The organism is Streptomyces aureus, from assembly GCF_001418135.1.
In the GTDB taxonomy this organism is placed as follows: Bacteria; Actinomycetota; Actinomycetes; order Streptomycetales; family Streptomycetaceae; genus Streptomyces; species Streptomyces aureus_A.
Window position 1 is genome coordinate 1 of record NZ_LIPQ01000272.1, and the last position, 10,628, is coordinate 10,628.

General features: G+C 73.0%; 12 protein-coding genes. 3 read left to right on the plus strand and 9 right to left on the minus strand.

Features of this window, described 5'->3' with window-relative positions; all coding sequences use genetic code 11:
- Nucleotides 1-13 precede the first annotated feature (13 nt).
- The 5 genes from AOK00_RS22520 to AOK00_RS22540 all read right to left on the minus strand — a co-directional run bounded on the left by AOK00_RS22520 (nt 14) and on the right by AOK00_RS22540 (nt 4,807).
- On the minus strand, nt 14-1,024 hold the full coding sequence (locus AOK00_RS22520) for an adenosine deaminase (RefSeq protein ID WP_055602110.1): 1,011 nt from the start codon (nt 1,022-1,024) through the stop codon (nt 14-16).
- A 9-nt stretch (nt 1,025-1,033) separates the two neighbouring features.
- Entirely contained in the window at nt 1,034-1,936 is a 903-nt protein-coding gene (locus AOK00_RS22525) for a ribonuclease Z (RefSeq protein ID WP_055602111.1), read from the minus strand.
- Nucleotides 1,937-1,946: 10 nt separating this feature from the next.
- Nucleotides 1,947-2,306: a histidine triad nucleotide-binding protein gene (locus AOK00_RS22530; protein ID WP_055602112.1), complete on the minus strand. Its 360-nt coding sequence runs from the start codon at nt 2,304-2,306 to the stop codon at nt 1,947-1,949.
- 75 nt (nt 2,307-2,381) lie between these two features.
- Nucleotides 2,382-3,476, minus strand: a complete 1,095-nt coding sequence (locus tag AOK00_RS22535) for a tetratricopeptide repeat protein (RefSeq protein WP_055602113.1) — start codon at nt 3,474-3,476, stop codon at nt 2,382-2,384.
- A complete protein-coding gene (locus AOK00_RS22540; RefSeq protein ID WP_055602114.1) occupies nt 3,473-4,807 on the minus strand; it encodes an ATP-binding protein in 1,335 nt (444 codons plus the stop codon). The genes AOK00_RS22535 and AOK00_RS22540 overlap by 4 nt, the downstream gene beginning before the upstream one ends.
- A 76-nt stretch (nt 4,808-4,883) precedes the next feature.
- Between AOK00_RS22540 and AOK00_RS22545 the strand changes: the two genes are divergently transcribed.
- Nucleotides 4,884-5,273, plus strand: a complete 390-nt coding sequence (locus tag AOK00_RS22545) for a hypothetical protein (RefSeq protein ID WP_055602115.1) — start codon at nt 4,884-4,886, stop codon at nt 5,271-5,273.
- On the opposite strand, the gene AOK00_RS22550 is transcribed toward AOK00_RS22545, so the two are convergent.
- The 4 genes from AOK00_RS22550 to hrcA form a co-directional block, all read right to left on the minus strand.
- Nucleotides 5,270-6,013, minus strand: coding sequence for a 16S rRNA (uracil(1498)-N(3))-methyltransferase (locus AOK00_RS22550; RefSeq protein ID WP_055602116.1), 744 nt, complete (start codon nt 6,011-6,013; stop codon nt 5,270-5,272). The two genes, AOK00_RS22545 and AOK00_RS22550, sit on opposite strands and share 4 nt — an antisense overlap.
- Nucleotides 6,010-7,089 carry a nitronate monooxygenase gene (locus tag AOK00_RS22555; protein ID WP_055602117.1) on the minus strand — a complete coding sequence of 360 codons (1,080 nt, stop codon included), beginning with the start codon at nt 7,087-7,089 and terminating at the stop codon, nt 6,010-6,012. Before AOK00_RS22555 ends, AOK00_RS22550 begins: the two co-directional genes overlap by 4 nt.
- A 110-nt stretch (nt 7,090-7,199) precedes the next feature.
- Nucleotides 7,200-8,336, minus strand: coding sequence for a molecular chaperone DnaJ (gene dnaJ / locus AOK00_RS22560; RefSeq protein ID WP_030317496.1), 1,137 nt, complete (start codon nt 8,334-8,336; stop codon nt 7,200-7,202).
- Nucleotides 8,337-9,356 carry a heat-inducible transcriptional repressor HrcA gene (gene hrcA, locus AOK00_RS22565; RefSeq protein ID WP_055602118.1) on the minus strand — a complete coding sequence of 340 codons (1,020 nt, stop codon included), beginning with the start codon at nt 9,354-9,356 and terminating at the stop codon, nt 8,337-8,339. It abuts the gene before it with no gap.
- A 148-nt stretch (nt 9,357-9,504) separates the two neighbouring features.
- Between hrcA and AOK00_RS22570 the strand changes: the two genes are divergently transcribed.
- Nucleotides 9,505-10,233 (plus strand): MBL fold metallo-hydrolase, encoded by a 729-nt coding sequence (locus AOK00_RS22570; RefSeq protein WP_055602119.1) that lies wholly within the window; start codon nt 9,505-9,507, stop codon nt 10,231-10,233.
- A gap of 10 nt (nt 10,234-10,243) precedes the next feature.
- The coding region (locus AOK00_RS22575) for a DUF3097 family protein (protein ID WP_159041826.1) at nt 10,244-10,628 on the plus strand (385 nt) is incomplete at its 3' end.

Below are 10,628 nucleotides of genomic sequence, written 5' to 3' on the forward strand. Positions count from 1 at the left end.
CCCTCCGCCCCGCCTACTCCCCGCCGAACTCGTACGCCTCGACCTCCGCGAGATACCCGGCCCGCCGCCCCTCGTCGTCCTCCAGGAACGACGCCTCGAACGAGTTCCGCGCCAGCTCCCGCAGCTGCTCCGGCGTCAGCCCCAGCGCATCCCGCACCGCGTCGAAGTTGTCCCCCACGTACCCCCCGAAGTACGCCGGGTCGTCGGAGTTCACGGTGACGAGCAGCCCCGCCTCCATCATCGCCCGCAGCGGGTGGTCATCCAGCACGTCGACCGCCCGCAGCCGCACGTTCGACAGCGGACAGAGCGTCAGCGGCACCCGCTCCCGCACGAGCCGCTCGACGAGCTCCGGGTCCTCCATGCACCGCAGCCCGTGGTCGATCCGCTCCACGCCGAGGACGTCGAGCGCCTCCCGGACGTACGCCGCCGGGCCCTCCTCGCCCGCGTGGGCGACGCGCCGCAGCCCGAGCGCCGCCGCGGCCTCGTACACCTCGCGGAACTTGGCCGGCGGGTGGCCGACCTCCGCCGAGTCCAGGCCGACACCGGTGATCCGGTCCAGGTACGGCTTCGCGGCGTCGAGGGTCGCGAGCGCCGACTCCGCCGACTCGTCGCGCAGGAAGCACATGATGAGCCGGGTGGAGATCCCGTACCGCTCCTCGGAGCGTTCGAGGGAGGCGCTCAGCCCCTCGATCACCGTGCCGACGGGGACGCCGCGGACGGTGTGTGCCTGCGGGTCGAAGAAGATCTCGGCGTGCCGGACGCCCTGGGCGGCGGCCCGCTCCAGATAGGCGTCGGTGAGCTCGGTGAAGTCCTCGGCGGTGCGCAGGACCGCCATCAGACCGTAGTAGAGGTCCAGGAAGGACTGGAGGTCGCTGAAGCGGTACGCCTCGCGCAGGGCGCCGGTGTCCGCGTACGGCAGGGTGACGCCGTTGCGCGCGGCGAGCGCGAAGGCCAGCTCGGGTTCGAGGGTGCCTTCGATGTGGAGGTGCAGTTCGGCCTTGGGGAGACCGGTGGGGAGGTGCATGGGGGGTGTCTATCTCTTCGGTACGGGGACCCTCATGAGGTCCTGGGCAATGCTCAGTTCGCCGTCGAACCCGGCCGCCCGCGCCTGCCGCTCGAACTCGGCCGGGTCGGAGTAGCGCTGCGAGAAGTGGGTCAGGACGAGATGCCGTACGCCCGCGTCCCGGGCGACCGCCGCGGCCTGCCCGGCCGTGAGATGGCCGTGGTCCGTGGCGAGGCGGACGTCCTCGTCGAGGAACGTCGACTCGATGACGAGCATGTCGGCGCCGTCGGCGAGCGCGTGCACGCCGTCGCAGAGCCGGGTGTCCATCACGAAGGCGAACCGCTGACCACGCCGGACCTCGCTCACGTCGTCGAGGGTCACGCCGCCGAGGACGCCCTCGCGCTGCAGGCGGCCGACGTCGGGGCCCTTGATGCCGTGCGCGGCGAGCCGTTCGGGCAGGATGCGGCGCCCGTCGGGCTCGGTGAGCCGGTAGCCGTACGACTCGACCGGGTGCGAGAGCCGGCACGCGTCGAGGGTGTACGCGTCGGTGACGGCGAGCGGCCCGTCGGCGGCCACCGGCGCCTCGGCCAGCCGCACGGTCTCGCGGTAGGCCGTGGCGTACCGCAGCCGCTCGAAGAAGTGCTGCCCGCTCGCCGGATAGTGGGCGGTGACGGGGTGCGGGACCTGGTCGAGGTTGATCCGCTGGATCACCCCGGCGAGGCCGAGCGAGTGGTCGCCGTGGAAGTGCGTGACGCAGATCCGGTCGATGTCGTGCGCGGCGACCCCGGCCCGCAGCATCTGGCGCTGGGTGCCCTCACCGGGGTCGAAGAGGATGCCCTGTCCGTCCCAGCGCAGCAGATAGCCGTTGTGGTTGCGGTGCCGGGTCGGGACCTGGCTGGCGGTCCCGAGCACGACGAGTTCCCGTACGGACATGGGCGCCGGTCTAGCCGGGGGGCCAGTTGAGGCCGCGGCCTCCGAGCACGTGCGCGTGGGCGTGGAAAACGGTCTGGCCCGCGCCGGCGCCGGTGTTGAAGACGACCCTGAAGCCGCTGCCGTCGACCTTCTCCTGGGCGGCGACCTCTCCGGCCTCGCGCAGTATGTCGGCGGCGACGGTCGGGACGGCGGTGGCCAGGGAGGCGGCGTCCGGGTAGTGGAGGCGCGGGATCACGAGGACGTGGGTGGGCGCCTGCGGGTTGATGTCGCGGAACGCGAGCGTGGTCTCCGTCTCGCGCACGATCGTCGCGGGCACTTCCCCCGCCACGATCTTGCAGAACAGGCAGTCGCTCTGCGGCTCTCCGGCCATGGCCCGGGCCTCCTCGCCTCGTCGGTCGCTACACGCGCATGCTATCCGCCGCAGCGGCCGTCGCCGTGTCCCAGGTCAGTCCTTGGGCGCGCGCCGGTTGAGGGCCGAGCGGCTCACCCAGTACGTGATGATCACTGCCCAGAACAGCGGCGTCCCGAGCCCGCCGATCACCCCGGCGTCGAAGGACCAGAGGGCCATCGACACCACCGAGTAGAGCCCGAGCAGCCCCACGGCGGTGGCCATCGCGATCACCGGCCGGCAGGAACGGGCCACCAGGAACATCGGGCGGCGCAGCCGGGGCGGCACCCGGCGGCTCATCCACAGCACCCAGCCGCCCCAGGCGCCGACGATCACGGCGGCGCCGATCAGGAACGGCACGATCGCGTCGGCGCCGGTGTCACCGCTCCGGGCCGGAGCGGCGCCGAACGTCGAGGCGACGAAGCCGAGCAGTGCCACCCAGCGCGCGCCCGCCACCGTGTTCCAGGCCATGGCCTCCAGGTTGTAGCGGGCCTTGCGGTCCTGGAGATCGAGCGCGGCGGAGGCGACGAAGCCCTCGGCGGCCTGGGTCCAGGCCCCGCGCCGGAACCAGCGGCGCCGCAGCCGGAGCAGCGACAGGTTGTTGTGGGCCTCGCTGCTCTGCGGGTTGAGCCGCAGGGCGGCCTCGTACGCCCGCTGGGCGGTGGCGTGGTCGCCCCGGCGCTGGGCGGTGAGCCCCACCAGGAAGTGGGCCGCGTCCTCCTCGGGGGCGAGGCTCACGGCGGCCCGCGCCGCCTCGTACGCCTCGACGGTACGCGCGGGCGTCCGCGCGTGCTCCGCGAACTGCGCGAGGGCGGTCCCGAGGGCGTAGTGGGTGCCCCAGTACTGCGGGGCGAGCCGGACGGAGTACCGGGCTGCCGTCTCGGCCTCCTGGAACCGCCGCAGTTCGAGCAGGATCTGGACGCGCATCAACCAGGCCATGAGCAGCTCGGGTTCGGCGCGCAGCGCGCCGTCCACGGCGTCCAGGGCGGCCTGGTGCTTCTCGGCACGGTGGTGGCAGCGGGCCAGCAGGACGAGCGCGTCGGCGTCCTCCGGTTCACTCGCCAGGTGCTGGGCGACCAGCTCCCCTGCCTGCGCGAACCGCCCGGTGTCGTACAGGGCCTCGGCGCGCAGGAGCGTGGTCGGCGTGGTCACAGCTTGCGCTTCCGCTTGAGGTGGGCGAGGAGGTCGTCGTACAGGCCGCCCTCGTTGGCGAACATGGCGACGTTCCGGGCGGCCGCGAACCACGGCTCGGTGGACGGCTTGATCTGCTTGGCCGCGCCCAGCAGGTCCTTGGTGGTGATCAGTCGCACGGAGCCGCTGCGGGCGGAGTCGAGCAGCGCGGCCTCGGCGGCCGACTCGCAGACATGGGCGAGGTCGGCGCCGGAGAAGTCCTCGGTGGCCTTGACGAGCTTGCCGAGGTCGACGGCCTCGATGGGCCGCTCGCGCAGGTGGTAGCGGAGGATCGCCTCGCGCGCGGTGGCGTCCGGCGGAAGCACGAGGAGCGTGCGGTCGAGGCGGCCGGGGCGGCGCAGCGCGATGTCCACGTCCCAGGGCACGTTGGTGGCGGCGAGCACGAACACGCCCTCGTTGCCCGCGCCGCTGGCGATGCCGTCGAGCTCGGTGAGGAGCTGGTTGACGACATTGCGCAGTCCGCTGTGGTGGGTGCGGGAGCGCTTGGCGCCGAGGGCGTCCAGCTCGTCGAGGAAGACGACGCAGGGGGCCTGGCGGCGGGCGGTCTCGAAGATGTCGTGGATGTTCTTCTCGGAGGCCCCGATCCACATGTCGAGGACGTCGGAGAGCGAGACGGTGAGGAAGTTCGCGCCCAGCTCGCCTGCGACGGCCCGCGCGATGAAGGTCTTGCCGCAGCCGGGAGGCCCGTAGAGGAGCAGGCCGCCGCGCAGCGACTTGCCGTACAGCCTGCGCAGTTCGGGATTGCGCATGGGGGCGAGGAAGGCGGCCTCCAGCCGCTCCTTGACCTCGTCCATGCCGCCGACGTCCGCGAGTCGTACGGCGCCGGGCGCGTCGACGTCCCAGGCGTCGTCCCCGGCGGCCCCCTCGCCGTCGGCCGCCTGCGGGTCCTCCAGGAAACGGGGCCCGACGACATCCTGCACCTGCTGCTCGGCGGCGTCCCAGTCGAAGGCGGCAGCCCCGCCCACGGGCGGCTCGGGCCGCTCGGGGAGGCCGGTCGGCTCGGACGGCTCGGGGCCGCTCTCCGTGGGTGCCCGGGTCGCGCTCGGCCCGGGCGCGCGCTCCGTGGGAGCGGTGGCCGAAGCCGGCGGCATCCCCATGGCCCGCACCATCAGCGCACGCGCGTCCGCGTCCCCCGGCGCGTGCTGGAGCGCGACGGCCGCCTCCGCGACGGCCTCGTCGTTCCGTCCCCCGGCGAGGAGGAGTTCGGCGAAGTGAAGACGCAGGGGTACGTCACCGGGGGCGGCGGCCACGGCGGCGCGCAGACTGCGGATCAGGGGGGACTCGTCGGCCATGCGGCCAGCCTAAGGAGCGCGCGGGGGCAGCTGTCCACCGCGTGCGGTCCGTTGCACACTCCGTACACTTCGCCGGATGAGACGGGACCGCGTACCGCGCAGGCTGACGGTGGAGTCCACGGTGTGGCTGTGGACGGTCGGGCACCTCCACGAGCCGGACTGCCTGACGTTCCTCACGCTGCGCCGCGCCGAGAACCGTCACACCCAGCTCCGTCTGGTCTTCCGGGACGGTCCGGGCCGCGTCGTGTCCGGCTACCCCTTCGGCGCCGGCGACATCGCCTCGACCGGGGCCGGCGCCATCCTCAACCTGAACGAGCCGGGCGTCGTACGCCGCTTCCTGGACGAGGCCGCGGCCCGCGGCCTGCTCCCGGCCGCCCACGGCATCCACGACGAGGACGGCTGGCCCCTCTACGACACCCTGACGACAGGGGACGGCCCCGGCGCGCCCGAGGCCGGGAGCGGCTAACTCCAGCGCCCCGTACGCCCCAGGACGAGCGCCGTCGCCGCCGTGCCCGCCGTCGACGTCCGCAGCACGCTCCGGCCGAGCCGGTACGGCTTCGCCCCGGCCGCCTCGAACGCGGCGAGCTCCTCCGGGGAGACCCCGCCCTCGGGGCCGACGACCAGCACGATCGAGCCCTTCTCCGGGAGTTCGGCGGTGGCGAGCGCCCCGCTCGGGTGGTCGCGGTCCTCGTGCAGCACGGCCGCGAAGTCGGCGCCGGCGAGCAGCACGGCGACCTGCTTGGTCGTCATCAGGTCCACGACCTCGGGGAACCGGGAGCGGCGCGACTGCTTCCCGGCCTCGCGCGCGGTGGACCGCCACTTGGCGAGCGCCTTGAGGCCCCGGTCGCCCTTCCACTGCGTGATGCAGCGGGAGGCGGCCCACGGCACGATCGCGTCCACCCCTGTCTCCGTCATCGTCTCGACGGCGAGTTCGCCCCGGTCGCCCTTGGGCAGCGCCTGGACGACGGTGATACGGGGCTCCTCCTCGGGGTCCTCGTTGACCTCGTCGACCCGCACGGTGAGCTGGTCCTTGCCCTCGGCGGCCAGCACCACGCACGCGGCCCAGCGGCCCCGGCCGTCGGCGAGGACGAGCTCCTCGCCCTCCCGCAGCCGCTTCACGGAGACGGCGTGCCGGCCCTCGGGGCCGTCCAGGAGGAAGCTCCCGGGGCCGGGAACGGCGTCGACGACGAAGACGGGTGCGGTCATGAGGCGCTCCTGTGGGGCAGCTCGGAGAGAGCGGTGTCGAGTTCGGCGGCCAGCACCTCGACCAGCTGCCCGGCGGGAAGCCCGCGGGCGAGCCGATGGCCCTGACCGGCCCACAGGGCCATGCCCTGGGCGTCGCCGGCGGTGGCGGCGGCCTTGCGGATCGGGGCGGTGAGGTGGTGGATCTCGGGGTAGGCGGAGGGGGCGTACGGCCCGTGCTCGCGCATGAAGCGGTTGACGAGACCGCGCGCCGGACGCCCGGTGAAGGCCCGGGTGAAGGCGGTACGCGTGTACAGCGGGTCGGTCAGGGCCCGCTTGTGCAGCGGGTGGGCGCCCGACTCCGGGCAGCAGAGGAAGGCCGTGCCGAGCTGGGCGGCGTCCGCACCGGCGGCCAGGGCGGCGGCGATCTGCGCGCCGCGCATGATGCCGCCGGCCGCGACGATCGGCAGGGCGACGCTCTCGCGGACCAGGCCGAGCAGGGTGAGCAGTCCGGTGCCCGGGGCGTCGTCGGCGGGGTCGTCGCGGAACGTGCCCTGGTGTCCGCCCGCCTCGGCGCCCTGCACGCAGACGGCGCTCGCCCCGGCCTGCTGGGCGGCGAGGGCCTCCTCGGCGGAGGTGACGGTCACGATCGTGAACGTTCCCACACGCGCGAAAGAGGCGAGGACCTCGGGCGCGGGGCAGCCGAAGGTGAAGGAGACGACACGGACCGGGTCCTCCAGGAGGATCGCCAGCTTCGCGTCGTACGCGTCGTCTCGGCAGTCGTCGGTCTCACCGAGCGGGGTCTCGTACCAGGTGGCCTCGCCCGCGAGCTGATGCCGGTAGACCTCGACGGACGCGGGGTCGGCGGGCCGCCCGGACTCCGGCAGGAAGAGGTTGACGCCGAAGGGCCGTGCGGTGAGCCCCCGCACCTGCTTGATCTCCTGGTAGAGGCCTCCGGCCGTCTTGTAACCGCCGGCCAGGAAGCCGAGCGCCCCGGCCGCGCACACGGCTCCGACCAGCTCGGGAGAGGAGGCGCCACCCGCCATGGGGGCCTGCACGATCGGAAACCGAGAGAGATCGTTCAGCGCGGTGGTGGACATATGGGCATCGTGTCATGCCCCTGCTTCCGGGCCGAATCGGTACGTCAGGTCACGAGAAGGGGCGGCGCCCGCAGCCCGCGGTCGCCGCCCCTTCCGTACAGAAATCCTGCTCAGCGCCCGTTGAACGCGTCCTTCAACCGCGAGAACAGCCCTTGCTGACCCGGCTGGAACTGCCCGGTGGGCCGCTCCTCGCCGCGCAGCTTGGCCAGTTCGCGCAGGAGGCGCTCCTGCTCCGCGTCGAGCTTGCCCGGGGTCTGCACCTCGACGTGCACGATCAGGTCGCCCCGGCCGTTGCCGCGCAGGTGCGTGACGCCGCGGCCGTGCAGCGGGATCGACTGGCCGGACTGCGTGCCCGGACGGACGTCGATCTCCTCGAGGCCGTCGAGGGTCTGCAGCTGCACCTTGGTGCCGAGCGCGGCCGCCGTCATCGGGAGGGTGACCGTGCAGTGCAGGTCGTCGCCGCGCCGCTGGAAGGTCTCGTGCGGGGTCTCGTGGATCTCGACGTACAGGTCGCCGGCGGGGCCGCCGCCGGGGCCGACCTCGCCCTCGCCCGCGAGCTGGATCCTGGTGCCGTTGTCGACACCGGCCGGGATCTTGACCGTGAGGGTGCGGCGGGACCGGACCCGGCCGTCGCCCGCGCACTCGGGGCACGGGGTCGGGACGACGGTGCCGAAACCCTGGCACTGCGGGCAGGGGCGCGAGGTCATGACCTGGCCCAGGAAGGACCGGGTGACCTGCGAGACCTCGCCGCGGCCGCGGCACATGTCACAGGTCTGCGCGGAGGTGCCGGGTGCGGCGCCCTCGCCCGAGCAGGTCGTACAGACGACCGCCGTGTCGACCTGGATGTCCTTGGTGGTGCCGAAGGCCGCCTCGTTGAGGTCGATCTCCAGACGGATCATGGCGTCCTGGCCGCGGCGGGTCCGCGAGCGCGGGCCGCGCTGCTGGGACGTGCCGAAGAAGGCGTCCATGATGTCGGAGAAGTTGCCGAAGCCACCGGCCCCGAAGCCGCCCGCGCCGCCTCCGCCGGAGGCCGAGAGCGGGTCGCCGCCCAGGTCGTAGACCTGCTTCTTCTGCGGGTCCGAGAGGACCTCGTAGGCGGCGTTGATCTCCTTGAAGCGTTCCTGCGTCTTCGGATCGGGATTCACATCCGGGTGCAGCTCGCGCGCGAGCCTCCGGAATGCCTTCTTGATCTCGTCCTGGGACGCGTCGCGGCGCACGCCGAGTACGGCGTAGTAGTCCGTGGCCACTTACGACTCCGCCAGGATCTGTCCGACGTAACGTGCCACTGCGCGTACCGCTCCCATCGTTCCGGGGTAGTCCATGCGGGTCGGTCCGACCACGCCGAGTTTGGCGACTGCCTCGCCGCCCGAACCGTAGCCGACCGAGACGACGGACGTGGAGCTCAGCCCCTCGTGGGCGTTCTCGTGCCCGATGCGTACGGTCATGCCCGATTCCTTGGCCTCGCCGAGCAGCTTGAGGAGCACGACCTGCTCCTCCAGAGCCTCCAGGACGGGCCTGATCATCAGGGGAAAGTCGGGTCCGAAGCGGGTGAGATTGGCGGTGCCGCCGATCATCAGCCGCTCCTCGTGCTCCTCGACGAGGCTTTCGAGGAGGGTCGCGAGCACGGTCGAGACCGTGGCGCGGTCCTCGATCTCCTCGAAGGACTCGGGGAGGTCCTGCACCAGCTGCGGCACGTCGGCGAACCGGCGGCCGACGACCCGGCTGTTGAGCCGGGCCCGCAGGTCGGCGAGCGAGGTCTCGCCGAACGGCGCGGGGCAGTCGACGACCCGCTGCTCGACGCGGCCGGTGTCCGTGATGAGCACCAGCATCAGGCGGGCGGGGGCCAGCGAGAGCAGCTCCACGTGCCGGACGGTCGAGCGGGTCAGCGAGGGGTACTGGACGACGGCGACCTGCCGGGTCAGCTGGGCGAGCAGCCGGACCGTACGGCCGACGACGTCGTCCAGGTCGACCGCGCCGTCGAGGAAGTTGTGGATGGCCCGGCGCTCGGGCGTCGACAGCGGCTTGACGCCGGCGAGCCGGTCGACGAAGAGGCGGTAGCCCTTGTCGGTCGGGATGCGGCCGGCACTGGTGTGAGGCTGGGCGATGAAGCCCTCCTCCTCCAGGACGGCCATGTCGTTACGCACCGTGGCCGGCGAGACCCCGAGCTTGTGGCGCTCGGTGAGCGCCTTGGAGCCGACGGGCTCCTCCGTCCCGACGTAGTCCTGGACGATGGCGCGCAGGACCTCGAGTCTGCGTTCGCTGAGCATCGTGCGCACCTCCAGCTGTCGTCGTCGTTCCGGTTGCTCCGCTTTTGGCACTCGCCCTGTTCGAGTGCCAGCGATCCCCCGGCCAGTGTACGGCGGCGGGCATCGCTCCTGGCAAGGTGGCGACGCCTCCACCGGTTAGCGTCGCCGCATGGACCTGGATTGGGAAGCGTACGGATGGGAGCGGCTCGCGGACGGGGTGGGCCGGCGACGGCTGCCCGGGTGGGACGCCACGGTCGGACTGGTACTGGGCGAACGGGCGGTGCTGCTGTACGACACAGGCTCCTCGCTCGTGGAGGGCGCCGAGCTGCGGACGCGGATCTCGGACCTCACGGGCGGCCGCAGAGTGACGCACATCGCATTGAGTCACCCCCATTTCGACCACGTTTTCGGCACGGCGGCGTTCTCGGGCGCGGAGGTCTTCGGCGCGGTGGGCTCGGACGAGCTCCTCGGCCGGGTGCGGGACCGGGAGGCCCTGCGCGCGGACGCGGTACGGCACGGGCTCGACGAGGCGGCGGCGACGGAGGCGGTGGACGTCCTGGTGGCCCCGCGGCACGTGGTCTCCGGCGAGTGGACGCTCGACCTGGGCGGCCGGCAGGTCCTTCTGGCGAACGTCGGCCCCGGCCACACGGGCCACGACCTGGTGCTCCTGGTGCCGGGCGAGCGCGAGGTGGTCTTCTGCGGCGACCTGGTCGAGGAGTCGGGTGAACCGCAGGCGGGCCCGGACGCGATCCCCTCCCGCTGGCCGGACGCGCTCGACCGGCTGCTGGGGCTCGGCGGCGAGGACGCGGTGTACGTGCCGGGGCACGGGGCGGTGGTGGACGCCACGTTCGTACGACTCCAGCGGGAGGAACTGGCAACGCGCTTCTCCGTCGCATAACGTCGCCCGAATGCGCAGCTACAACCCGGACCTGACGCCCCCTTGGAAGCGCTCGGCGCCCGTTCCCGAGGTCCCGGCCGACCGTGATCTGGTCGTCGAGGAGGTCACGACGGGCTTCTGCGGGGCGGTGATCCGCTGCGAGGCGGGCACGGTGACCCTGGAGGACCGTTTCGGCAAGCACCGCGTGTTCCCGATGGATCCGCGCGGCTTCCTCCTGGAGGGCCGGGTCGTGACCCTGGTCCGCCCGTCGACCGCTCCCACCCGCCCCACCCGTACGGCGTCGGGCTCGGTGGCGGTCCCGGGGGCGCGGGCCCGGGTGGCGCGCGCGGGCCGGATCTACGTGGAGGGCCGCCACGACGCGGAGCTGGTGGAGCGGGTCTGGGGCGACGACCTCC

Excerpts from the sequence above, each read along its gene's own strand:
- AOK00_RS22555 (WP_055602117.1), bottom strand. The coding sequence starts at position 7,089 with ATGTCCACCACCGCGCTGAACGATCTCTCTCGGTTTCCGATCGTGCAG.
- AOK00_RS22525 (WP_055602111.1), bottom strand. The coding sequence starts at position 1,936 with ATGTCCGTACGGGAACTCGTCGTGCTCGGGACCGCCAGCCAGGTCCCG.
- hrcA (WP_055602118.1), bottom strand. The coding sequence starts at position 9,356 with ATGCTCAGCGAACGCAGACTCGAGGTCCTGCGCGCCATCGTCCAGGAC.
- AOK00_RS22570 (WP_055602119.1), top strand. The coding sequence starts at position 9,505 with ATGGACCTGGATTGGGAAGCGTACGGATGGGAGCGGCTCGCGGACGGG.
- AOK00_RS22540 (WP_055602114.1), bottom strand. The coding sequence starts at position 4,807 with ATGGCCGACGAGTCCCCCCTGATCCGCAGTCTGCGCGCCGCCGTGGCC.
- AOK00_RS22520 (WP_055602110.1), bottom strand. The coding sequence starts at position 1,024 with ATGCACCTCCCCACCGGTCTCCCCAAGGCCGAACTGCACCTCCACATC.
- AOK00_RS22530 (WP_055602112.1), bottom strand. The coding sequence starts at position 2,306 with ATGGCCGGAGAGCCGCAGAGCGACTGCCTGTTCTGCAAGATCGTGGCG.
- AOK00_RS22550 (WP_055602116.1), bottom strand. The coding sequence starts at position 6,013 with ATGACCGCACCCGTCTTCGTCGTCGACGCCGTTCCCGGCCCCGGGAGC.
- AOK00_RS22545 (WP_055602115.1), top strand. The coding sequence starts at position 4,884 with ATGAGACGGGACCGCGTACCGCGCAGGCTGACGGTGGAGTCCACGGTG.